Below are 22,359 nucleotides of genomic sequence, written 5' to 3'. Positions count from 1 at the left end.
ACCTGCCTGTCGTCCGCTACAGGAGATGACATCCATGAATGCTCTTCGGCGCATCTGGGAACACTTTGAGGAAGGTTTCATCGTCTTCCTTTTGGCCGCAATGACGTTGGTAACATTCGTCTACGTTGTCCTCAACAACCTCTACACCCTGTTCTACCGCCTCGCTGAGAGCTGGGAAGGCGCCAGCGAATCGCTGTTCGCCATCGGCGACGGCGTCATGGGTCTGGCACAGGCAATGACTTGGAGCACCTCTCTGACCAAGGCCTTGTTTGGCTGGCTGATTTTTTTTGGGTTGTCGTACGGCGTCCGCACTGCAGGCCATATCGGCGTCGACGCCCTGGTCAAGCTGGCCAGCAAACCGGTGCAACGGTTCATTGGCATCATCGCGTGCCTTTTCTGCCTGTCTTATGCCGGACTGCTCAGCATTGCCAGTTTCGGGTGGATCCAGACCCTGATGATTGCGCGCATAGGTGCCGAAGACTTGGGTCAGTACGGGATCATGCAATGGCACATCGGGTTGATCGTCCCCGTAGGGTTCGCCTTGGTCTTCATCCGTTTCGCTGAAATTCTCGTGCGCATCCTGCAAAACAGGCAGACCGGCCTGGGCTTGGCCGATGAAGCCGCAGATGCGATGAAATTGACTGAACACGAGGATGACAAGTCATGACCATTGCCTTCCTGTTTGCATCACTGTTCGTGCTGATGTTGATCGGCGTTCCCATTGCTATCTCCCTGGGGTTATCGGGCTCACTGACCATCGTTTTATTCAGCCCGGACTCCGTGCGCTCACTGGCGATCAAACTGTTCGAGACGTCGGAGCACTACACGCTGCTGGCCATCCCGTTCTTTCTGCTCGCGGGGGCCTTCATGACCACCGGTGGCGTCGCTCGGCGGCTGATTGACTTTGCCAATGCCTGTGTCGGCCATATCCGTGGTGGTCTGGCTATCGCTGCCGTGTTGGCGTGCATGCTGTTCGCTGCCCTTTCCGGATCGAGCCCAGCCACTGTAGCGGCGGTGGGTTCAATTGCCATTGCCGGCATGGTCCGCTCCGGTTATCCGCAGGCCTTCGGTGCGGGGATCGTCTGTAACGCCGGGACCTTGGGTATCCTGATTCCACCCTCGATTGTCATGGTGGTCTACGCAGCCGCGACCGAAACGTCTGTCGGCAAACTGTTTATGGCGGGCGTGTTACCAGGCCTGCTGCTGGGGCTGGCGTTGATGGTCGCGATCTACATCGTCGCCGTGAAGAAAAAGCTGCCCGCCATGCCGCGCGCGACGTTCCGTGAATGGCTTAGCACGGCACGCAAGGCGATCTGGGGTCTACTGCTGATGTTAATCATCTTGGGAGGTATCTACTCCGGGATGTTTACCCCGACCGAAGCTGCGGCGGTGGCGGCCGTGTACTCGGCCTTCATCGCCTTGTTCGTCTACAAGGACTTAACATTCCGCGAAACGCCAAAGGTCCTGCTGGACTCGGCCAAGCTGAGCATCATGCTGATGTTCATTATTGCCAACGCCATGCTCTTCGCGCACGTTTTGACCACTGAGCAGCTACCGCAACAGATCACCGCGTGGGTGATCGAAGCAGGGTTGACACCGGTGATGTTCCTGCTGGTGGTGAACATTGTGCTGTTGATCGCAGGGGCCTTTATGGAACCCTCGGCCATCATCCTGATCCTGGCACCGATCCTCTTCCCCATCGCCATGAAGCTGGGTATCGATCCAATTCACCTGGGTATCATTATGGTGGTGAATCTGGAGATCGGCTTGATCACGCCGCCCGTGGGTCTGAACCTGTTCGTGACCTCTGCTGTGACGGGGATGACGCTGCCGGCAACCATCAGAGCCGCCATGCCGTGGCTAATGATTCTGCTCCTGTTCCTGATTCTGATTACCTACGTGCCTTGGATTTCCCTGTTTTTGCCAAACTGGCTGGGCATGAGTTGAAGCCCGCCTGTCCGGGTAATGGACGTTCATACCCGGACAGGGCTTTCGCGCTTGCTTGTGGCTACTTATTGTTGTCCCGAGTCCGTCCAGCAACTCCATAACTCCACTGAGGACGGATGGCTGACGGGTTGCCCTAGCCACTCGCTCATCTCGTGACATTGCTGTTGGAAGCATAACTGGTAGTCACCTGCTTGCGGGGTGCGTCCCAGACTCAGAGGCTGCAAGGGCGGCAGGTGACGTTGATGATGCGGCGGGCTTGCTTTCGAACATTACCGCATACTACGTCCTGAAGAATAAATTACACATTCTATCAATGGATGAATACGACCTTATTGCTAGCCTTGACAACAAGACAAAAAACAATAAACGCACGAGTTGGTGGTAGTGCCCAGGTGTGCGTTCCGGCGATGCCCCCAGGAGGCCTCCCTCTACGGGAGGCTTTTGCTGGCTTGGTCGTGAAGTTGATGGTGAGTCATCGGTGGGTCCTTTAATTCGGCCTGGGACCGATCGCCCGGAACGAAACTCTCCCCATTTCGATCTGTCTGTCGCCGTTACATCTGCCCAACGTTGCGCGCAGCGACAGCAACGGTGGTCGGTGAATCGGAAAGAGGAACGAAGCGTCGAGTGGCTCCATCCAGCGCATCGATGCAACCCGCCTCGATGTCATAGACCCAGCCATGCAAATTCAAGCGTCCTTGCTCAAGTGCAAGCGCCACCGATGGATGAGTCCGCAGGTTTGCCAGTTGGGCGATCACGTTTTCACGAACAAGGCCATCGAGCTTGTCGCGGGGCGTGTCGAACTCATGCGCCGCATTGATCGCTTTCGCGGCGTCCGAATGACGAAGCCAGTTGGCAACTGCCGGAAGATGATCCAGACACGTGCAGCGTGAAATCGCGCCCATCGCTCCACAATCCGAGTGGCCGCAGATCACGATGTCCCGTACGCCGAGCACTGCAACCGCATATTCGACGGTGGCCGAAACACCACCGGGTTCAGGACCATATGACGGCACGATGTTGCCGGCGTTGCGGATCACGAACAACTCGCCCGGTTCGCGCTGTGTAAGGAGTTCAGGCACTACACGACTGTCCGAGCAGGTGACGAACAACGCCTTTGGGTTTTGCTCTGTCGCGAGTTGCTTGAAAAGCTCCACGCGTTGTGGATACACCTCTCGCTGAAAACGCAGAAAGCCATCAATAATGTCACGCATAAAGTCCTCCAAAGCCTGATTCCGGATGCCGAGACGAATACTCGACATGCCTTCGCACTTCACTGGGTCGTCATTATCGCAGACGTCGCATGCATTAGCAGTCCCTACGACTGTCGAAGTCGCATGATCGCATCACGAAGTGCTTGTGCATGAGTGTCCAAGGTTTCCATCGCCAATTTGGGCATCGCGTTTTCAGCATCACTGAGCATTAGCTATCGGCTTTGAAAGGCTCGATCGCACAGAGATAACGTCAGCCCCCTGAGATACAGCAGATTATCCCTTGCCGACTTCAAGAACGGCATATTTCGGCTGGGTGCTTTTGCTAGCTTATTCAAACCACAGGGCACCGTATGTACAGGTGTCCCGGCGTTGCTCTGACCTCCCTCCGTCCCTGCTGTTAACAGCCACCATCAGTCCTCTAAGGAGCTAGTTGGATGACAACACAATCTTCTAATATCCACGCCGTGGATTCGCATTCGGCTCAACAGTTTTATATCAACGGTGGCTGGTGTTCGCCGGCAACGCCTGGCAGTTTGCCCGTGGTCAATCCGGCGACTGAAAGCGTGGTTGCCGAGGTTGCCAGCGGATCGGTCGAAGACGTTGATCGGGCCGTCGCTGCAGCACGTGCGGCGTTTCCTCGCTGGTCTGCGACCTCCGCCGAAGCACGCGCGGGTTTCCTTGGAAAGATTTACGACCTGATCCTTGAACGAAAAGAGCCGCTTGCGCAGGCGCTCTCTCAGGAAATGGGTGCTGCCATCGGTTTCGCCCGAGCGATGCAAGTGCCCTTGGCGGCCGAGCACGTTCGGATTGCCCGTGACCTGCTGTCCACCTATCGATTCCAGACGATTGAAGGCGCAACCGCGATTGAGCGCGAACCCATCGGCGTCTGCGGTCTCATCACCCCTTGGAACTGGCCGTTGTATCAAATCACCGCCAAAGTGGCCCCGGCGATTGCCGCCGGATGCACAGTGGTGCTGAAACCCAGCGAACTGTCACCGCTGAGCGCCCTTCTTTTCGCCCAACTGGTGCATGACGCCGGCCTGCCACCGGGCGTCTTCAATCTGGTCAATGGCACGGGCTCCGACGTCGGCGGCGCCATGGCTGCGCACCCGGATATCGATATGATTTCGATCACCGGTTCAAACCGTGCAGGTGCGCTGGTCGCACAGGCAGCCGCCCCAACAGTGAAGCGCGTCACTCAGGAGCTGGGCGGCAAGTCACCCAACGTGCTGCTGCCCGATGCCGACTTCGCCAACGTCGTGCCACTGGGCGTGATGACGGCGTTTCGCAATGTCGGGCAATCCTGCAGCGCACCGACCAGAATGATCGTACCAAGGGACAGGCTGGCGGAAGTCGAGGCGCTGGCCGCCGCAACCGCCAACGCGATCATCGTGGGGGATCCACAATCGGAAGAGACGGTACTTGGTCCGATAGCCAATGAGGCCCAGTTCAAGCGCGTGCAAGCCATGATCGAATCGGGCCTGAGTGAAGGGGCCAAACTCGTCTGCGGCGGACCAGGACGCGTGCCTGGTCATGAAACAGGCTTCTATGCCCGACCGACTGTCTTTTCCGAGGTCGACTCGAGCATGCGCATTGCCCAGGAGGAAATCTTCGGGCCAGTGCTGTGCATCATTGCCTATGAAACACTCGATGAGGCTGTCGCGATCGCCAACGACACGGTGTACGGACTGAGCGCCCACGTTCAATCCCGCGACCTTGATCATGCACGCGCCGTTGCCTCACGCATCCGCGCCGGACAAGTGCTGCTGAACCACCCGGCCTGGAATCCCATGGCCCCATTCGGTGGCTACAAACGATCCGGCAACGGTCGTGAATTTGGTGTCTACGGCTTTGAGGAATATCTGGAAACCAAAGCCATCGTGGGCTTTGGTGGCTAGCACACAATGGGGGACAGTCAGCTGTCCCCCTATTGGTTCGCGCCTGATGGATGTAGGGAACTTCAGTGCCGCAACAACTTGCGCAACGGCACACCGTCCTTGAGCACCGGGGATTTGATGACGATGTAGCTGAAGTACTTGGAAATGCCGATGTTTTTATCCAGCAGGCTTTCAATCACTTCCTGATAGTGCTGAATACTGCGCGTCATGAAACGCACCAGATAATCGTAGCCACCGCTGATCAAATGGCACTCGAGCACCTCATCCACCAGCCGAATGTTCGACTCGAACTTGGCGAAGTCTTCACGCTTGTGGTCACTCAGGGTGATTTCGGTGAAGACCGTAACCGATTCGGTGATCTTCGCCAGGTTCAGGTGTGCCTTGTAGCTGGAAATGTACCCGGCCGCTTCCAGCCGTTTGACCCGTTGCAGACAGGGGCTGGCCGACAATCCCACGGCATCGGCCAGGCTGACATTGGTCATGCGCCCGTCCCTCTGCAACTCAACCAGGATACTGATGTCGATGCGGTCCAGTTTGACTAAACCTTCCATTGCGAACCTCTTGACTGCCATTTGTAGGACAATCTACTAGCAAAATCAGCGCCGTAAACACTGCTGATGCTGTGCGACCAGGTCAGCCATGCTGTTGATGCAATAATCCGCAGCGCATGGGGTCGGCTGTTTGCCTCGTTCGCGACCGATAAGACACACATCGGTCAGCGCCCCCCCGCGCGCGGCCGGGCGGGTCACCCGCAGTATGTGCTGCGGCTTCAGCTCGTTGGCATTCAACCAGTTCTCGTCCCGCAGCGGATCGCTGGCCAGCGAAATAAAGTCATCGGCCACAATTCCCAGATGCTCGCACAACACGGCGCGATCCTCGGCATCCCGGTCACCCACGACCAACAGGCGATAAAACTTGCGCAAGTACAGCATCGCTCCCGGCGCGTCTTCGAACAGTGACCAGTTGGCAGCAGAGCGCGCGAAACTCATGCCCTCCTCCCAACTGGCGTTCAAGCTCCAGCGCTCGGCCAGCTGGCGATGGGCAAAACACAGCAATCCACTGAAGCCCAGTTCGGCAAAGCGCGGATAGAGCCCCTGCACCACCTCGCGAAATTCGCCCAGCACCTGTTCCTTGTCCGGGCGCCCGCCCCGGCTGTCGAGCAACGGCTGCAGCGCTGTCCAGACACCCGAATCACGGTCAACCAGGACTTCATCGCAATCGATGAGCAGTGCTCGATAATCAGTCAGCCCCATGGTGTACACAGCCTCCGATGATGCGTTTCATCAATCCGTGCGCCAAAAAGGTTCAGCGACGCTGGCCAGCGACCGCGCCGCTGAACCCGGCGGACATCAGTTCAATACCCGTGCCAATGCAGCCTGCAGAATCTGCAACGCTTCATCGATCTGCGCTTCGGTCGTCACCAGTGGCGCGAGGAAGCGCAAGACGTTGCGATAGACGCCGCACTTGATCACCAGCAAGCCACCCTTGCGCGCTTCATCGATCACACGCTGGTTCAGATCAGCGTCCGGGGAGCGCGCTTCATCGTTTTTGATCAGCTCGATGGCCAGCATAAAACCGGTGCCGCGTACGTCACCGATCTGCGGGTGACGGCGCTGCAACTGCAGCAAACCTTCACGCAGGCGCTTGCCCAATGCATCGCCGCGTTCGAGCAGTTTCTCTTCTTCATAAGCCTCGATTACCGCCAGAGCCGCTGCGCAGGACAGTGCGTTGCCGCCATAGGTGCCGCCGAGGCCTCCGGGCAATGGCGAATCCATGATTTCGGCTTTGCCGACCACGCCCGATAACGGCAGCCCCCCGGCCAGGCTCTTGGCGACGGTGACCAGGTCAGGCTGGATGCCGGCGTGCTGGAAACCGAACCACTTGCCGGTGCGGCCGAATCCGGTCTGGATTTCATCGAGGATCAGCACGATGCCGTGCTTGTGGGTCAACTCGCGCAATGCCTGGAGGAATTGTGCCGGCGCCGCAAGGAAACCACCGTCGCCCTGCACAGGTTCAATGATGATCGCCGCAACCCGCTCCGGCGCAACCTGAGTGGCGAGCAACTCGTCCAGCGCCTTGAGCGCCATCTCACTGGTGACGCCGCGATAGGCATTTGGATAGGGCGTGTGAAACACCTCCGGCGCGAAGGGTCCGAAGTTCTGTTTGTAGGGCTGGCTCATGCCGGTCAGTGTGGTGCCGAGCAAGGTGCGCCCATGGAAACCACCGCGAAAGGAGATCACCGCAGAGCGGTTGGTGTGAGCGCGCGCGATTTTGACCGCGTTCTCCACGGCTTCAGCCCCGGAGGTGAAGAACGCCGCTTTGTAGTGTTCCTCGCCACCTATCATTTCGCACAACCGCTGGGCCAGATCCAGATACGGCTTATAGGCCACCACCTGGAAGCAGGCGTGCGAGACCTTATGCAATTGTGCCTGCACCGCTGCAACCACTTTGGGATGGTTATGGCCGATGTTCAGCACGCCGATGCCGCCGACGAAGTCCAGATAACGCTGGCCGTCCACGTCCCACAATTCAGCCCCTTGGGCGCGATCAATCACCAGTGGATGAGCGGTGACGAGTCCGCGTGGCACGAACTGATCACGCTGACGGAGTAAATGAGGCGTTTGGTCGACTTGGCTGTTCATGGCATTTCCCTTCGTGAGTCCGGCAGCCCGGAGTGAATGCAGGAGGTGGTTACAGAGGGTCTTAAGATTAAGGCTTGCGCGAAACGAACTACGCCGAACTTGGTGCCTGAGAAATCCGGATCGACTGTTTTCACCCTGCAAAACGGCAGATTCCTTCAGGCCGCCGAATCTGCCGGGCGCGTGCGTATATGACGTGGCGCGCAGTGTTCGCAGCGCTGCTTTCGACAGATCCTGCTCTAGCGTTGGGCGATGATGGGAGCACCTTCAACCTCCTCAGGAATTGACCATGGCCCTGCTCTACAAAGCTGACCCCGTGCGCGGCGAACAGTGGAAAGCGCTGTTCGCCGAACATGCCCCGGATATCGAATGGCGCGCCTGGCCGGACATCGGCGATCCCACAGACATCAAGTACTTGGCGGCGTGGCAGGCGCCGGAGGATCTGCAGACGTTGCTGCCAAATCTACAGGTGTTGTTTGCGTTGTCGGCCGGCGTCGATCAACTGGATCTGAGCCGTATCCCGCCGAGTCTTCCGGTGGTGCGTCTGCTCGATCCCGGGATCACCCAAGGCATGTGCGAGTACGCCAGTTTTGCCGTGCTCGCTTTGCACCGGGACATGTTGCGCTATCGCCAGCAGCAGATGGCGCGGTGTTGGCAGGCGCACCTGTTGCAGCCGGCGCATCAGCGTCGGGTGGGGGTAATGGGCCTCGGTACTCAGGCGCAGCAGATTCTCGCCACCTTGCAGCCCCTGGGCTTTGCCCTCAAGGGGTGGGCGCGCAGTGTGCATCGGATTGCCGGCGTCGAGTGTTTTGCCGGTCGCGAGCAACTGCCGGCGTTTCTGAGCCAGTGCGACATTGTGATGTGCGTATTGCCGCTGACCGAGCAGACCCGTGGCATTCTCGACCGTGAGTTTTTTCGCCAATTGCCGCGTGGCGCGGCACTGATCAACATGGGGCGCGGTGGGCATCTGGTGGAAGAGGACCTGCTCGAGGCGCTGGACAGCGGGCAACTCAGCGGCGCGGTGCTGGATGTGGTGCTGAACGAACCGGCGCCGGCGGATCATCCTTTCTGGGGCCACCCGCAGATTCTGCTGACGCCGCATATCGCGGCAATGACCCAGCCGGAAAGCGCATTTGCTGTCCTGCTGGAGAACATCCGCCGCTTCGAACGCGGCGAGCCCATGAACGGTCAGATCGACCGCAACAAGGGCTACTGATTCAGACCCTCTGCATGAGCGAGCAGGCTCACTCATGCAGAGGATGACGATGCTTCAGAGGAATTCGGCGATGGCCCTGCCAACATCCTGGGTCGAGCCCTTCCCGCCCAGGTCCGGGGTGATCGGGCCCTCGGCGATCACCCGCTCGATCGCCTGCAGGATCCCATCGTGTGCTGCACGATAACGCTCATCACCGTTGCCCAGGAAATCGAGCATCAGCGCCCCGGACCAGATCATCGCAATCGGGTTGGCGATGTTCTGCCCATAGATGTCCGGCGCCGAACCATGGACCGGCTCGAACAGCGACGGAAAGCGTCGCTGCGGATCAAGGTTGGCCGACGGCGCAATCCCGATGGTTCCGGCACACGCCGGCCCCAGATCGGAGAGGATGTCGCCGAACAGGTTCGACGCCACCACCACATCGAACCGATCCGGTTGCAGTACGAACCGCGCGCACAAGATATCGATGTGCTGCTTGTCCCACGTCACCTGCGGGTACTGCGCGGCCATCAGCGCAGTGCGCTCGTCCCAATAAGGCATGCTGATCGAAATGCCGTTGGACTTGGTTGCTGCGGTCAACCGCTTGCGTGGCCGGGTCTGGGCCAGGTCGAAGGCAAACTTGAGAATCCGGTCGACACCCCGGCGGGTGAAGATCGATTCCTGCAGCACGAACTCATGCTCGGTGCCTTCAAACATCTTGCCGCCGACCGATGAATACTCGCCTTCGGTGTTCTCGCGAATCACCACGAAATCGATATCCCCCGGTTCGCGTCCGGCCAACGGGCATGGCACCCCGGGGAACAAACGCACCGGGCGGATATTCACGTACTGGTCGAAGTCGCGACGGAATTTCAGCAGCGACCCCCACAAGGAAATATGATCCGGCACTTTCTCCGGCCAGCCCACGGCGCCGAAGTAAATCGCGTCGAAATCCTTGAGCTGTTCAAACCAGTCCTCGGGCATCATCTGCCCGTGTTCCAGGTAATAATCGCAATGCGCCCAGTCGAGCACTTCAATGCTCAAGTCCAGCTGCCATTTCTTCGCGGCCTGCTCCAGGACCCGCAGCCCCTCGGGCAGCACTTCCTTGCCAATCCCGTCGCCGGCAATCGCGGCGATCTTGAAGACCTTGCTCATCAGTTGTGGCTCCCCGTTGTTGTGAAGTTACAAGCCGCCGATGTGGAAGGCTTTGACTTCAAGGTATTCGTCGAGACCGTATTTGCTGCCTTCACGGCCCAGGCCCGATTGTTTGATGCCGCCGAACGGCGCGACTTCCATGGAGATGATTCCGGTGTTGAGGCCGACCATGCCGAATTCCAGCGCTTCGCCGAAACGCCATGAGCGACGCAAGTCTTGAGTGAAGTAATAAGCGCCGAGGCCAAACGGCGTGGCGTTGGCCAGGGCCAAGGCTTCGGCTTCGTCGGTGAACCGCATCAGCGGCGCGACCGGGCCGAAGGTTTCTTCGTTGGCCAGGAGCATGCCGGCGTGGGCATCACCAAGCACCGTCGGTTGCACAAATTGACTGTCGCCCTCGGGAACGCCGCCGCAAAGCAGTTGCGCACCCTGGCTCAAGGCATCATTGATGTGTCGGGCCACCTTGCTCACGGCCGCCTTGTTGATCAGCGGGCCGATGGTCACGTTGTCCTGCAGGCCATTGCCGACCTTGAGTTTGCCGACCTCCTCGACCAGACGCTGGGCAAAACGCGGGTAAATGCCGTCCTGCACCAGAATCCGGTTGGCGCAGACGCAGGTCTGCCCGGCGTTGCGAAACTTGCTCAGCATGATCCCGGTAATCGCCTGCTCAAGATCAGCGTCGTCAAACACAATGAACGGTGCGTTGCCGCCGAGCTCCAGGCTCAATCGCTTGATGTGTTCGGCGCTTTGGCGCATCAGCAAACGGCCCACCGCAGTGGAACCGGTGAAGGAAATCTTGCGCACCGTCGGGTTGCCGGTCAGCTCTTCGCCAATCCCGGCGGGCATGCCGGTCAGCACATTGAACACCCCGGCCGGAATGCCGACGCGCTCAGCCAACACCGCCAATGCGAGGGCTGACAGCGGCGTCAGATCCGATGGTTTGACGATGATCGGGCACCCCGCCGCCAGGGCCGGTGCACACTTGCGGGTAATCATTGCGTTGGGGAAGTTCCAGGGCGTGATCGCCGCGCAGACACCCACCGGTTGCTTGAGGGTCAACAGTCGGCGGTCGCCGCTGGGCGCCGGCATGGTTTCGCCGTAAATCCGCCGAGCTTCTTCGGCAAACCATTTGACGAAACCCGCGCCGTAGCGGATTTCACCTTTGGCTTCATTCAGCGGCTTACCTTGTTCGCAGGTCATGATCAGCGCCAGATCGTCGAGGTTGTCGATCATCGCCTGATACCAGCGCTCCAGCAGCGCCGCACGTTCGGCGGCCGGTCGTGCCCGCCAGGCGGGCCAGGCCTGTTCGGCGGCGTCGATGGCGCGTCGGGTTTCCACGCCTTGCATGGCGGGCACGCGGCCGATCAATTCGCCGCTGGCCGGGTCGACGACATCCAGGGTCGCGCGGTCATCGGCGCCGATCCACTGGCCGTTCACATAAGCGAGTTCTGCGAGAAGACCGGGGTCTTTCAAACGGTTCTTGAGCATGGTCGAGTCCTGATCCGAGACAGCTTCCAGTCTAGGGAGACTCGACGGATAAGGATGCTGAAAGCGCGTAGCGGACAGTGTCGGCTGCTGAAATTGGCGGTGGAACAGCAGAACTGCTGTTTTCTATCGCTTCAGCGAACCGAGCAGGCCATCCAGAAAGCGCTCCCCCGCTTCCATCTGGCTGATCTCGATAAACTCGTCGGGCTTGTGCGCCTGTTCGATCGAACCAGGCCCACAGACAACCACCGGCACATCCAGACGCTGCTTGAACAACCCGCCCTCCGTACCGAACGAAACCTTGGACGTCGCAGTATCCGGCGCCGCGAAATTTTTCAGGAACCGTACCGCTTCGACGCTCGGATGGGTGTCCAGTCCGGGATAGACGTTGACCGTTTCAATCTCGATGGCCGCCACGCTCGAGAGCTTCTGCGCCTCGCGCACGATCACCTCGGCACGCGCCTGCATCTGCGCGAGGATCTGTTCCAGATCATCGGCCGGCAAATTGCGCACTTCAAAATCCACCGTGCACAGGTTCGGCACGATATTCAGCGCCCGGCCACCGCCGATCTGGCCGACGTGCACGGTGGTGTAAGGCACGTCGTAATCGGCATCCCGGGCGCCCTGCTCCTGCAGTTGGCGCTGGGATTCACGCAACGCTGCAATGAAATCGCAGGCCACGTGGATCGCGTTGACCGAGCGCGGCGCCAGCGAAGAATGCGCCTCCAGCCCCCGACAATAGGTGCGGTACGAGCCCTTGCCCTTGTGCCCCAGCACAAACTGCATGTTGGTCGGTTCGCCGATCAGGCACAGGAACGGCCGCACCGGCGCCAGATGCAGCACATCGAGCAAACGCCGCACGCCAACGCAGCCGATTTCCTCGTCGTGTGACAGCGCCAGCTGCAGCGGACGGCTGAGGGAATGTTCAGCAGCGTCAAGCATCGCGTCGATGGCCAGCGCGATAAAGCCTTTCATGTCGCAACTGCCGCGCCCGTAAATCCGCCCGTTCTGCTCCGTCACCTGAAACGGTGGAACCGTCCACGCCTGCCCCGCTGCTGGCACCACGTCGGTGTGTCCGGACAGCAGAATGCCCGGTTGGTCTTTCGGACCGGTACTGGCAAACAGATTGGCCTTCTTGCCGCTTTCGTCCTTGACGATCAGCGACTCGATGCCCTTGCTCAGCAGCAGCTCGCGAACGTACTCGATCAACGCCATGTTCGATTCCGACGACACGGTATCGAACGCAATCAATCGTTTGAGAATTTCCAGTACACGGGGTTTCATGAGGCTTTGCTCCGTTGCTCGGCCAAGGGGGCGAACCGGCGTATGGAAAAGGATTCAATCAACGTGGAGGTGCTGCCGGTGCTGATCAACTCAGCCATGACATCACCGACGCCCGGCCCCAACTGGAAGCCATGGCCACAGAAGCCGAACGCGTAATACAGGCCATCGACCGTACCGCTTGGCCCCATGATCGGCAGCGAATCCGGCAGATAGCTTTCGATGCCGCTCCAGACCCGAATGATGTTCAAATTGCCGACGCCCGGCAGCAGTCGGCGCATTTGCCGGATCTGGTTGAGAATGCTGCGCGGCTCGACATAGGCGCGGCGATTGACCATGTCCGGTTTGCTGCGATAGCCGCCGCCAATGATGATGTTGCCGCGCGGAATCTGCCGGAAATAAATGACTTCTTCAGGGATTTTGGTGAACACGCCAATCACCGTCGGCAAGGCGTACGGCACCGGTTCCGTCACCGCCATCTGCGGGCCATGGGTGTCCAGCGGTACCGGTTCGCCGAATTGCGCGGACAGTTTCTCTCCCCAGGCACCGGCGGTGATCAGCAGTTGTGCGGCGCGATATTGCCGGCCATCGGTGGTGGTGACGCTGAACTCGCCTGCGGTTTTCTGCACTTGGGCCACTTCGGTCTGTTCTTCGATACGCGCACCGATCCGCCGCGCCGCCCGGGCAAATGCCGGCGCTGCCAGACGCGGGTTGGCGTGACCGTCGTGCGGTGCGTAGGAGCCCCCCTTCACATCCGGCCCCAGAAACGGAAAGCGCCGGTGCAGTTCAGCGCCGCGATAGACCTGCAGATCCAGTTGGGCCGCCTCCGGTGCAGCGGCATACGCCTCGAGCTCGGCAATTTCGTCTTCGCGGTAACACACGCGCATGTGGCCGCTGGCGATGAATTCCAGATCGTCGTCAATCAGCTCCGGCAAGCGCTGCCACAGCGCAAACGAACGGTTGGCCAATTCCAGTTGCCCCAGATAACGACCCTGACGCCGTACGTTGCCGAAGTTGACGCCGCTGGCGTATTGGCCAATCAGGTCGCGCTCGAGCAGAGTCACGGAGTGCCCGCGCTGGCGCAGAAAAAACGCTGACGCCGCGCCCATGATGCCGCCGCCGATAATCAATACATCACTTTTCTGCGGGTTCATGACGGCTCCTCGATGATTACCATCGGCAACGGTTTGACGGGGGCCTGGCCGCGTTGGCGGCCGACCTGTTGCACACTGACGCCGGCCGCGGCGGCAATCACTTCGGCGCCGGCCTGCGAGCAGTAGCGGCCCTGGCACCGGCCCATGCCGACCCGACTGAAGGCCTTGGCCCGATTGACTTCACACGCGCCTTTTTCACTGACCGTACGGCGCAGTTCGCCCGCGCTGATCATCTCGCAGCGACAGACGACCGCCGAATCCGGCAAGGCTCCGGCCTGTTCGGCGGGCCAGGGAAATGCCTGCGCCAGACCGAGGCGGAACTGATCCATCACCGCCAATGCGCGCCGTTGCTCCGCGCGCAAACCGGCATCCACCGGTTGTTGCTGATCCTCCAGCAGCGCCATCGCCACCAGACGTCCGGCATGTTCAGCCGCATCGGCACCGCGAATCTTTGCGCCGTCACCGGCGGCATACACACCGCTGACCGAAGTGCGGCCCTCTTCATCAAGCGCCAGCCACCACTGGCCGGACGCCTCATCAAAACGCATGCGACACCCGGCCAGATCGGCCAGCTGGGTTTCCGGACGCAAGTGATACCCCAGGGCCACGGCATCGCAATCGATGTCCAGGGTTTCGCCTTTGGCTGAGCGCACGCGCACGCCGCTGACACCGCGGGTGGCATCTCCCGATATCTGCTCCGGCTTGATCCCCAGGTGCACCGGAATGTTCGCCTGATATAACTGGGCCAACAGTTTCATCCCGGTGAACAATACCCCGGGCCGCGCGAGCATCTTCGGCAGTGCGACGATGCGTTTGCGCAGTGGCGATGTATCAAGCACCGCGGCAACGTTGGCGCCGGCCTTCACATACTGACTGGCCACCAGATACAGCAGCGGACCGCTGCCCATGAACACCACGCGATGTCCGATGGAAACCGCCTGCGACTTGAGCGCGATCTGCGCCCCGCCGAGGCTGTAGGTGCCCGCCAGCTGCCAGCCCTCAATGGGCATCAAACGGTCAGTGGCGCCGGTGCACAGGATCAGTGCGTCGTAGTCCACCGTCGTATGCTGCCCCTGACTGACGCAGCACAACTGCCTGGGTACCAGATTCCACACCAGCGTGTCGGGACGGTAATCGATGTGTGGGCGCAAGCGCTCGAAACTCTCGTGCAGGTCGCGCGCCTTGGCCGCTTCAGTGCCGTACAGCGCGCGGTAGTCGCGGGTAAAACCTTCGGGTTGGCGCCGATAGATCTGTCCACCATCGCGGCGATTTTCATCGATCAGGACCGGTTTGAAGCCGGCCTTCACCAACGTCTCGGCGCAGCGAATCCCCGCTGGGCCGGCGCCGACGATAACTACCCGTGCAGTGGCCATGTCGCCTCCGGTTGTGTGGTGACGAGATCCAGCCCTTCACGGACTTCATTGGAGCACGCACGCAGACGTTCGCCGCTGCGCGTCCACACCCAGCAATCCTGGCAGGCCCCCATCAGGCAGAACCCGGCACGTCGACCGCTATCGAATTCCGACTGGCGTAGCGCATCGCCCTGAGTGAGCAATGCGACCATCAGTGTGTCGCCCTGCAACGCCTTGATGGGCACGCCATCCACGGTTAACCCGACGGTCACCCGGCCCTGCTCGGCCAGTCTCACAAAACGAGCGCTCATGCATAGGCTCCCTGATTGAAGGTGGTCACGTCCCGCTGGGTTTTCAGCAGTTCGACGCTGTCGTGGTGGCAAAGAATTTCACTGCCACCGTCGATGATTCGGCGGTTGGGTGCCGTACGGTTGCACAGGCCATCGACACGCACCGGGCAGCGATTGAGGAAGGTGCACAGCTCGGCGACATTCGCTTTGGGCCCGATGGGTGGCAGTTCCCCGCACGTCGTCCCGCAGGTTTCCAGCCAGCCCTGGCGCAGCTCCGGCACCGAGTGAATCAACAGATCGGTGTAGGGATGAAACGGTGCCTGCGCAAACGACTGGCGGCTGCCGGCCTGAACCTTGTGGCCGCTGTACATCACCACCACGTCATCGCACAGAGCACGCACGGTGGAGATGTCATGACTGATGAACAGGTAGGACACGCCAAGCTGCTGACGCAAATCGCGGAGCAATTCAAGAATCGCTGCACCGACCACGGTGTCCAGCGCCGAGGTCACTTCATCGCAGAGGATCAGATCGGGTTTGGCCGCCAGTGCCCGCGCCAGGTTCACCCGCTGCTTCTGCCCGCCGGACAATTCACTCGGGCGACGCTCGGCCAAGGCTCGCGGCAGGCGCACCAGATCCAGCAATTCGCCGATACGCTCACGCAACGCCGCGCCTTTGAGGTTGAAATACATCCTCAGCGGCCGACTCAGAATCGTGCTGATGCTGTGCATCGGATTGAGCGCCGTGTCGGCGTTCTGGAACACCATCTGGATCCGCCGGAATTGCTCGTCGCTGCGTTCGGCCAGACAACCGCCCAGCGGTTGCCCGTCAAAGGTCAGCCCGCCCAATGCCGGCGTGAGCAGGCCGGCCACCACGCGGGCCAGCGTTGACTTGCCCGAACCCGACTCGCCGATCACGCCAATCGCCTGGCCCCGGCGCACGGTCAGATCAATGTCTTCCAGTACACGAATGGCCGGCATGCCCTGGGTGTTCTTGTTGCCGTAACCGGCGGTCAGGCCACGAATGGTCAGCAGCGGGGTTTCTTCGGCCATACCGCCAGGTGGGCGAATTGTCGTGTCCGGCCGCGCGGCCGCCAGCAAACTGCGGGTGTATTCATGACTCGGGCCTTTGAGCAGCGCCGCCGTGGCGCTTTGTTCGAAGATCTGACCGCCATTGAGCACGACGATCTGATCAGCCATTTGCGCCACCACGGCCAGGTCATGGGACACATACACCGCTGTCGCACCACGGTCACGCACCACGCGCTTGAACGCACGCAACACGTCGATCTGGGTCGTCACATCGAGCGCCGTGGTCGGTTCGTCGAGGATGACCAGCAACGGATCACTGATCAGCGCCATTGCCGCCATCACCCGCTGCAGTTGCCCGCCGGACACCTGGTGCGGGTAACGCTGGCCGATGTGATCCGGGTCTGGCAGGGCCAAATCGCGGAACAGCTCAATGGCCTTGGCCTCAAGGGCGGCGCGGGTGCCGAGGCCGTGAATCAAGGCGCCCTCCACCACTTGGTCGATCAGCTTCTTCGCCGGGTTGAAAGCTGCCGCGGCGCTCTGCGCGATATACGACACCCGATTACCGCGCAGGCCCTGCAATTGTTGCTCGCTGAGCGCGAGCATGTTGTGCTCGCCGACCTGTACCACGCCGCCGGACAACCGACAGCCCCGTCGGGCATAGCCCAACAGAGCGAGGGCAATGGTGGTCTTGCCCGAGCCCGATTCGCCGATCAACGCCAGCACTTCACCTTGTTTCAGGGCAAAGCTCACGCCTTTGACGATCTCCGTTTCACCGTGCTCGCCGCACGCGACCACGCGCAAGTCTTCAACTCGAATCAATTGGGTCATTTCAATGGCCTCCGGTGCGGCGACTGCGTCGCGACGACACTCTGTCGATAAACAGATTCACGCCGATGGTCAGGGTACCGATGGCCAGCGCCGGGATGACGATGGCCGGAGCGCCCTGATTGAGGCCGCCGATGTTTTCCCGCACCAGCGAACCGAGGTCGGCATCCGGCGGTTGCACGCCCAGCCCGAGAAAACTCATGCCGCTGAGCAGCAGCACGATGAAACCAAACCGCAAGCCCAGGTCTGTGAGCACCGGGTTGAGCATGTTCGGCAGGATCTCCACGCACGCGATGTACAAGCGCCGCTCGCCACGGGTTCGGGCGACCTGCACATACTCCAGCGCTTCAATGTTCACCGCCATGCTGCGGGCGATACGAAACGCACCCGGGGCGAAGCTCAACACCGCCGTGCTGATCAACAGGGTCACCGAAGAGCCGAACGCCGAGACCATGATCAACGCGAGCATCTTGCTCGGAATCGAGATAAAGGCGTCCATCAAGCGGCTGATCACTTCGTCCAGCCACTTCGGCGACACCACCGACAGCAACGCGCAACCGGTGCCCAGTGCACTGGCCAGCACCGCCGCAATCAACGCCAGGCCCACGGTGAAGCGCGCGCCGACGAGCACCCGGCTGAGCATGTCGCGGCCCAGATAATCAGTGCCGAACGGGTACAACGCGCTGATGTTGTCGAACACGTTGCCCGAGACCACCTCACCGACCGGATGCGGCGCCAGCCATGGGCCAAATAACGCAACCAGCAGCCAGATAACGCAGAGGGAGGCGCCGATGAGTCCCAGCCACGCGGGCCCGTGAGACACCTTGCCGGCTGACAGATCAGGGGCTGCGGGCGTCGGTTTCACAATGAGATTGTTCATTGGTTTCTCAGCCTCGGATTGGACAGAATCGCGCACAGGTCGGCAATCAGCACCAGACCCAGATAAGCCGTACAGAACAACATGGTGCAGGCCTGCACCAGTGCCATGTCGCGGTTGGTCACGGCATCGACCATCAGGCTGGCGATGCCGGGATAGTTGAAGATGGTTTCGACAATCACCACCCCGCCGAGCAGATACGACAGGCTCAACGCAATCGCATTGGCAATCGGCCCGATGGCATTGGGCAAAGCGTGGCGCATTACGATGCGGATCGGACTGACGCCTTTGAGCCGGGCCATTTCCACATAGGGGCTGTCGAGCTGGTCGATCACTGCCGCGCGCGTCATCCGCGCCATTTGCGCAACGATCACGCAACACAGCGTCATCACCGGCAAGGCGTAGGTGCGCATGAATTGCCACGGCGAAGTGATGTCGCTGGCATAGGACAGCGCCGACAACCAGCCCAGGTTCACCGCAAAGATCAGCACCGCGAGGGTCGCCACCAGAAACTCCGGCACCGCGACCATGGCCAGGGTGGTGAAACTCAGAACACTGTCGATCCGCCCGCCCCGGCCCATTGCCGAGCCGATGCCGAGGACCAGCGCCACCGGCACTGACACCAGCGCTGTGGCGGCCGCCAGCATCAAGGTGTTGGGTACGCGCCCGGCCATCAGCTCAACGACCGGCATGGCGTTGGATACCGACACGCCCATATCGCCACTGAGCAGGCTCATCAACCAGTGCAGATAACGCACCACACCGGGTTGATCGAGCCCCAGTTTCAGACGCAGCGCCGCCACCTGTTCCGGGGTGGCAAACTGGCCAAGGGATTGTTGTGCCGCGTCTCCAGGCAGTACCGCCGTGATCGCAAACACGACCATCGATACGATCAACAAAGTCACGATCGCGGCGCCCAGCCGCCGTCCGATCAACCACAGTGTGTTGCTATTCATCGCCTACCTCCTGCACCTGGCTTGCCGTTCATGTCGACGGCTCTGTTCAAGCGTCCAGCCAGACCTGCTCGGCGAACATGTAACCCATGAAACCGCCGAGCGGGTTGCTGCCGTAGCCCTTGATCCGTTGATCGACGCCGTCGATGTTGCTGATGAACACCGGTATGCCGATGCCACAGTGGTCGTGCACCAGGGTCTGCATGTCCGCGTACATCTTGCCGCGCTTGGCATCATCGGTTTCGCCGCGGGCGAGCATCAGCAACTGATCGAACTGCTCGTTCTTCCAGCCGGACTCGTTCCACGGCGCCTTCGACTGGAAGAACTGCGAGAACATTACGTCGGCGTTCGGGCGTGGGTTGATGTTGCCGAAGCTGATCGGGTGCTTCATCCAGTGGTTGGACCAGTAGCCGTCGCTCGGCAGGCGCTTGACGTCGAGTTTGAGCCCGGCCTGTTTGGCCGACTGCTGCAACAGCACTGCGATATCGACAGAACCCGTTGCGGCAGGCGAAGCAAACAGCTCCATGCTGATATTTTCCATGCCCGCTTTTTTCAGCAGGAACTTGGCTTTTTCCGGGTCGTAGACGGTTTGCGGCAGGTCGCTGTTGTAGTAGCGCGAGCCAGGCGCGATCGGATGATCGTTGCCGACCACGGCAAAGCCACGAAACACCGCCGACTTGATCTGTTCGCGATCGAGCAGGTACTTCATCGCCTGGGTGAAATCGGCGTTCTGACCCGGCAGCTGATCCTGACGGATGATCAAATCAGTGTAGTTGCCCGACGGCGCATCAACGACCCGGTGCCTGGCGCTGGCCTTGATTCGGTCGGTGGAGCGCGGGTTGACCTCGTTGATCATGTGCACGTCGCCGGACAACAACGCGTTGACCCGCGACGGCTCGTCGCCAATGGCGATGAATTCGATTTCGTCGAGGTACGGCAGGCCAGGTTTCCAGTAGCCCGTGTTGCGTGCGGCCACCGAACGCACACCCGGTTTGAACTCCTTGACCTTGAACGGCCCGGTGCCAATGCCCTGGTTGAAGTCAGTAGTGCCTTCGGGAACGATCAGCAGATGCGAGACGGCCAGAATCGACGGCAATTCGGCGTTCGGTGCAGTCAAGCGAATCTGAACCTCGTTGGCGCCGGTGGCCTTGATTTCGGCGAACTGCTCCATCAGCGGCATGACCTTGGAGCCGGTCAGCGGATCCTTGTGTCGTGACAGCGAGAACACCACATCGGCCGCGCTGAGGGTTTTGCCGTTGTGGAACGTCACGTCCTTGCGCAGGGTGATCGTCCACAGGGTCGCGTCGGTGTTGTCGATGCGCTCGGCCAACTCCAGTTGCGGCACCAAGTGCGCGTCGAAACGGGTCAGGCCGTTGTAGAACATGTAGTGCCGCACATAGTCGGTGGACAGCGCGCCTTTGGCCGGATCGAGGGTGTCGGCGGTGGAGCTGGACATACCGGCGACTCGTATCCGCCCACCCTGCTTGCCTTTGCCCGGTGTCGCCGTGTCGTCGGCCAACAGCTTGCCGGCGGCGCCGAACAGGCTGCCGGCGCCGGCAGCCGCTACACCGGCCACACCGAGCATTTGCAACGCGTGACGGCGTGACATGCCGCGATTGAGGCCTTCGAACACCCGCAGGCTTTCTTCGCCCGAGATCAGCGGTGAGTCGTTCTTGTGATCAGTCATTTCAGTGCTACCTGTCGAAATTAAGAAGGCTCAAGTGTTCCGGTTGGCCGGAACGTCCTGGAAACGCAAACGACGGTGAAGCCACAACATCAGCTCAATGCAAATAGTCCTGAAAGCGGTAGTAGGCGCCCACGAAAGGCAGGAACCACGGCTTGCCGAAATGCCCGGGGATCGCCGGCCATTCGAGTTCACGCCACGGGTTGGCCTCGGTATTGCCGGCCATCACGTCAGCCATCACCTGCCCCATGTGCACCGACATCTGCACGCCGTGACCGCTGTAGCCCATCGAGTGGAATACGCCGCCGTGCTGACCGGCTCGCGGCAAACGGTCGGAGGTCATGTCCACCAGGCCGCCCCAGCAGTAATCGATCCTGACGCCGGCCAGTTGCGGGAACATCTGGATCATCGCCGCCTGCAGCACCTTGCCGCTCTTGGCATCGTTGACACTGTCGGACATGGCAAACCGCGCACGCCCGCCAAACAGCAGGCGGTTGTCCGGGGTCAGGCGGAAGTAGTTACCGATCATTCGGCTGGTGACATAAGCGCGGCGCCCCGGCAGCAACTGGTCGATCAACGACCGCGGCAGGACCTCGGTGGCAATCACGAAACTGCCCACCGGCACAATCCGCCGCCGATACCAGCCCAGACCACCGTGCTGACAGGCGCCGGTCGCCAGCAGAACCTGCCCGGCGTGCAGCGACCCCTTGCTGGTGTTGACCTGATAACCACCGGCTCGGGCTTTCCAGTCGAACACCGGGGTGCCCTGATGGATCAGCGCACCGTGACGCACCGCCGCTTCAGCCAGACCGACGCCGAAACGGCCGACGTGCATCTGCACGCCATTGCGCTGCAGCAGGCCGCCATGGAACTGCGCAGAGTTGACTTCGGTGCGGGTCTGCTCGGCAGACAGCAATTCAACATCGGCATCGACTTCGTTGCGAATCAGCTCGCAGGTGCGGGCCAGCCCTTCGTAGTGCAGCGGTTTTGCCGCCAGTTTCAGCTTGCCGTTGCGCAACAGGTCGCAGGCGATCTGCTCCTGTTCGACCAGCGACACAACGCTTTGCACGGCACTTTCGTAAGCCTGGTAATAGGCTTTCGCCCGGTCGGCACCGAGACTGGCACTGAGGCTGGCGTAATCCTGCGCCACCCCCGTGTTGCACTGCCCGCCATTGCGGCCCGAAGCCTCGCCGATCACGCGCCCCGCTTCCAGCACCACCACACTGGCGCCTTTGAGCGCCAGGGTCCGGGCTGCCGCCAGCCCGGTGAAACCACCACCGACGATGGCCACATCGACTTGCCCGGGCAAACCGCCGAGCTGTGCGCCGGTGAAGGCCGGTGCGCTGTCGAGCCAGTAGGATTCACTGCCCATGTTCAATCCCGCC

At 60.8% G+C, this 22,359-nt stretch carries 19 protein-coding genes and 1 pseudogene; 4 read left to right on the top strand and 16 right to left on the bottom strand.

Features of this window, described 5'->3' with window-relative positions; translation table 11 throughout:
• The first annotated feature begins 34 nt into the window (after positions 1-34).
• Positions 35-667, top strand: coding sequence for a TRAP transporter small permease (locus L6D81_RS11645; RefSeq protein WP_236179501.1), 633 nt, complete (start codon positions 35-37; stop codon positions 665-667).
• On the top strand, positions 664-1,947 hold the full coding sequence (dctM, locus tag L6D81_RS11640; protein ID WP_236179499.1) for a C4-dicarboxylate TRAP transporter large permease protein DctM: 1,284 nt from the start codon (positions 664-666) through the stop codon (positions 1,945-1,947). Before L6D81_RS11645 ends, dctM begins: the two co-directional genes overlap by 4 nt.
• 65 nt (positions 1,948-2,012) lie before the next feature.
• Here dctM and L6D81_RS11635 read toward each other — a convergent pair.
• Together L6D81_RS11635 and L6D81_RS11630 are read right to left on the bottom strand one after the other, a co-directional pair.
• Positions 2,013-2,195 (bottom strand): annotated as a pseudogene (locus L6D81_RS11635) (DUF1850 domain-containing protein); the annotation flags it as partial.
• A gap of 303 nt (positions 2,196-2,498) precedes the next feature.
• Positions 2,499-3,158: a carbonic anhydrase gene (locus L6D81_RS11630; RefSeq protein ID WP_236179497.1), complete on the bottom strand. Its 660-nt coding sequence runs from the start codon at positions 3,156-3,158 to the stop codon at positions 2,499-2,501.
• 434 nt (positions 3,159-3,592) lie between these two features.
• Between L6D81_RS11630 and L6D81_RS11625 the strand changes: the two genes are divergently transcribed.
• Positions 3,593-5,056: an aldehyde dehydrogenase family protein gene (locus L6D81_RS11625; RefSeq protein ID WP_236179495.1), complete on the top strand. Its 1,464-nt coding sequence runs from the start codon at positions 3,593-3,595 to the stop codon at positions 5,054-5,056.
• 62 nt (positions 5,057-5,118) lie between these two features.
• Here L6D81_RS11625 and L6D81_RS11620 read toward each other — a convergent pair whose 3' ends face one another.
• The 3 genes from L6D81_RS11620 to gabT form a co-directional block, all read right to left on the bottom strand.
• Entirely contained in the window at positions 5,119-5,607 is a 489-nt protein-coding gene (locus L6D81_RS11620; RefSeq protein ID WP_236179493.1) for an Lrp/AsnC family transcriptional regulator, read from the bottom strand.
• A gap of 45 nt (positions 5,608-5,652) precedes the next feature.
• Positions 5,653-6,309: an HAD family hydrolase gene (locus L6D81_RS11615; protein ID WP_236179491.1), complete on the bottom strand. Its 657-nt coding sequence runs from the start codon at positions 6,307-6,309 to the stop codon at positions 5,653-5,655.
• Between the two features lie 96 nt (positions 6,310-6,405).
• The gene (gene gabT, locus L6D81_RS11610; protein ID WP_236179489.1) at positions 6,406-7,698 is read right to left on the bottom strand and encodes a 4-aminobutyrate--2-oxoglutarate transaminase; all 1,293 of its coding nucleotides are present in this window, start codon (positions 7,696-7,698) and stop codon (positions 6,406-6,408) included.
• Positions 7,699-7,984: 286 nt separating this feature from the next.
• Here gabT and L6D81_RS11605 point away from each other — a divergent pair, with 286 nt between their 5' ends.
• Positions 7,985-8,911 (top strand): 2-hydroxyacid dehydrogenase, encoded by a 927-nt coding sequence (locus L6D81_RS11605; RefSeq protein WP_236179488.1) that lies wholly within the window; start codon positions 7,985-7,987, stop codon positions 8,909-8,911.
• A gap of 54 nt (positions 8,912-8,965) precedes the next feature.
• Here the strand turns inward: L6D81_RS11605 and L6D81_RS11600 are convergent, their stop codons facing one another.
• The 11 genes from L6D81_RS11600 to L6D81_RS11550 form a co-directional block, all read right to left on the bottom strand.
• Positions 8,966-10,045 (bottom strand): tartrate dehydrogenase, encoded by a 1,080-nt coding sequence (locus L6D81_RS11600; RefSeq protein ID WP_236179486.1) that lies wholly within the window; start codon positions 10,043-10,045, stop codon positions 8,966-8,968.
• Positions 10,046-10,072: 27 nt separating this feature from the next.
• Positions 10,073-11,530, bottom strand: coding sequence for an NAD-dependent succinate-semialdehyde dehydrogenase (locus L6D81_RS11595; protein WP_236179484.1), 1,458 nt, complete (start codon positions 11,528-11,530; stop codon positions 10,073-10,075).
• Positions 11,531-11,653: 123 nt separating this feature from the next.
• A complete protein-coding gene (gene argE, locus L6D81_RS11590; RefSeq protein ID WP_236179482.1) occupies positions 11,654-12,811 on the bottom strand; it encodes an acetylornithine deacetylase in 1,158 nt (385 codons plus the stop codon).
• Positions 12,808-13,962, bottom strand: coding sequence for an NAD(P)/FAD-dependent oxidoreductase (locus L6D81_RS11585; RefSeq protein ID WP_236179480.1), 1,155 nt, complete (start codon positions 13,960-13,962; stop codon positions 12,808-12,810). The genes argE and L6D81_RS11585 overlap by 4 nt, the downstream gene beginning before the upstream one ends.
• Complete coding sequence (locus tag L6D81_RS11580) at positions 13,959-15,335, bottom strand: FAD/NAD(P)-dependent oxidoreductase (protein ID WP_236179471.1); 1,377 nt, start codon at positions 15,333-15,335, stop codon at positions 13,959-13,961. The genes L6D81_RS11585 and L6D81_RS11580 overlap by 4 nt, the downstream gene beginning before the upstream one ends.
• Positions 15,317-15,625, bottom strand: coding sequence for a (2Fe-2S)-binding protein (locus L6D81_RS11575; RefSeq protein WP_236179459.1), 309 nt, complete (start codon positions 15,623-15,625; stop codon positions 15,317-15,319). Before L6D81_RS11575 ends, L6D81_RS11580 begins: the two co-directional genes overlap by 19 nt.
• Complete coding sequence (locus tag L6D81_RS11570) at positions 15,622-17,463, bottom strand: ABC transporter ATP-binding protein (protein ID WP_236179457.1); 1,842 nt, start codon at positions 17,461-17,463, stop codon at positions 15,622-15,624. Before L6D81_RS11570 ends, L6D81_RS11575 begins: the two co-directional genes overlap by 4 nt.
• Before the next feature lies 1 nt (position 17,464).
• The gene (locus tag L6D81_RS11565) at positions 17,465-18,340 is read right to left on the bottom strand and encodes an ABC transporter permease (protein WP_236179455.1); all 876 of its coding nucleotides are present in this window, start codon (positions 18,338-18,340) and stop codon (positions 17,465-17,467) included.
• A complete protein-coding gene (locus L6D81_RS11560) occupies positions 18,337-19,293 on the bottom strand; it encodes an ABC transporter permease (protein ID WP_236179452.1) in 957 nt (318 codons plus the stop codon). The genes L6D81_RS11565 and L6D81_RS11560 overlap by 4 nt, the downstream gene beginning before the upstream one ends.
• 46 nt (positions 19,294-19,339) lie before the next feature.
• Positions 19,340-20,977 carry an ABC transporter substrate-binding protein gene (locus tag L6D81_RS11555; RefSeq protein WP_039768550.1) on the bottom strand — a complete coding sequence of 546 codons (1,638 nt, stop codon included), beginning with the start codon at positions 20,975-20,977 and terminating at the stop codon, positions 19,340-19,342.
• Positions 20,978-21,071: 94 nt separating this feature from the next.
• Positions 21,072-22,346, bottom strand: coding sequence for an NAD(P)/FAD-dependent oxidoreductase (locus L6D81_RS11550; protein WP_236179450.1), 1,275 nt, complete (start codon positions 22,344-22,346; stop codon positions 21,072-21,074).
• Positions 22,347-22,359 lie beyond the last annotated feature (13 nt).

It is taken from the genome of Pseudomonas sputi, assembly GCF_021603585.1.
In the GTDB taxonomy this organism is placed as follows: domain Bacteria; phylum Pseudomonadota; class Gammaproteobacteria; order Pseudomonadales; family Pseudomonadaceae; genus Aquipseudomonas; species Aquipseudomonas sputi.
The sequence above is the reverse complement of the archived record's forward strand: the minus strand, read 5'-3'. Positions and strand labels throughout refer to the sequence as shown.

Excerpts from the sequence above, each read along its gene's own strand:
- L6D81_RS11645 (WP_236179501.1), top strand. The coding sequence starts at position 35 with ATGAATGCTCTTCGGCGCATCTGGGAACACTTTGAGGAAGGTTTCATC.
- dctM (WP_236179499.1), top strand. The coding sequence starts at position 664 with ATGACCATTGCCTTCCTGTTTGCATCACTGTTCGTGCTGATGTTGATC.
- L6D81_RS11630 (WP_236179497.1), bottom strand. The coding sequence starts at position 3,158 with ATGCGTGACATTATTGATGGCTTTCTGCGTTTTCAGCGAGAGGTGTAT.
- L6D81_RS11625 (WP_236179495.1), top strand. The coding sequence starts at position 3,593 with ATGACAACACAATCTTCTAATATCCACGCCGTGGATTCGCATTCGGCT.
- L6D81_RS11620 (WP_236179493.1), bottom strand. The coding sequence starts at position 5,607 with ATGGAAGGTTTAGTCAAACTGGACCGCATCGACATCAGTATCCTGGTT.
- L6D81_RS11615 (WP_236179491.1), bottom strand. The coding sequence starts at position 6,309 with ATGGGGCTGACTGATTATCGAGCACTGCTCATCGATTGCGATGAAGTC.
- gabT (WP_236179489.1), bottom strand. The coding sequence starts at position 7,698 with ATGAACAGCCAAGTCGACCAAACGCCTCATTTACTCCGTCAGCGTGAT.
- L6D81_RS11605 (WP_236179488.1), top strand. The coding sequence starts at position 7,985 with ATGGCCCTGCTCTACAAAGCTGACCCCGTGCGCGGCGAACAGTGGAAA.
- L6D81_RS11600 (WP_236179486.1), bottom strand. The coding sequence starts at position 10,045 with ATGAGCAAGGTCTTCAAGATCGCCGCGATTGCCGGCGACGGGATTGGC.
- L6D81_RS11595 (WP_236179484.1), bottom strand. The coding sequence starts at position 11,530 with ATGCTCAAGAACCGTTTGAAAGACCCCGGTCTTCTCGCAGAACTCGCT.
- argE (WP_236179482.1), bottom strand. The coding sequence starts at position 12,811 with ATGAAACCCCGTGTACTGGAAATTCTCAAACGATTGATTGCGTTCGAT.
- L6D81_RS11585 (WP_236179480.1), bottom strand. The coding sequence starts at position 13,962 with ATGAACCCGCAGAAAAGTGATGTATTGATTATCGGCGGCGGCATCATG.
- L6D81_RS11580 (WP_236179471.1), bottom strand. The coding sequence starts at position 15,335 with ATGGCCACTGCACGGGTAGTTATCGTCGGCGCCGGCCCAGCGGGGATT.
- L6D81_RS11575 (WP_236179459.1), bottom strand. The coding sequence starts at position 15,625 with ATGAGCGCTCGTTTTGTGAGACTGGCCGAGCAGGGCCGGGTGACCGTC.
- L6D81_RS11570 (WP_236179457.1), bottom strand. The coding sequence starts at position 17,463 with ATGACCCAATTGATTCGAGTTGAAGACTTGCGCGTGGTCGCGTGCGGC.
- L6D81_RS11565 (WP_236179455.1), bottom strand. The coding sequence starts at position 18,340 with ATGAACAATCTCATTGTGAAACCGACGCCCGCAGCCCCTGATCTGTCA.
- L6D81_RS11560 (WP_236179452.1), bottom strand. The coding sequence starts at position 19,293 with ATGAATAGCAACACACTGTGGTTGATCGGACGGCGGCTGGGCGCCGCG.
- L6D81_RS11555 (WP_039768550.1), bottom strand. The coding sequence starts at position 20,977 with ATGACTGATCACAAGAACGACTCACCGCTGATCTCGGGCGAAGAAAGC.
- L6D81_RS11550 (WP_236179450.1), bottom strand. The coding sequence starts at position 22,346 with ATGGGCAGTGAATCCTACTGGCTCGACAGCGCACCGGCCTTCACCGGC.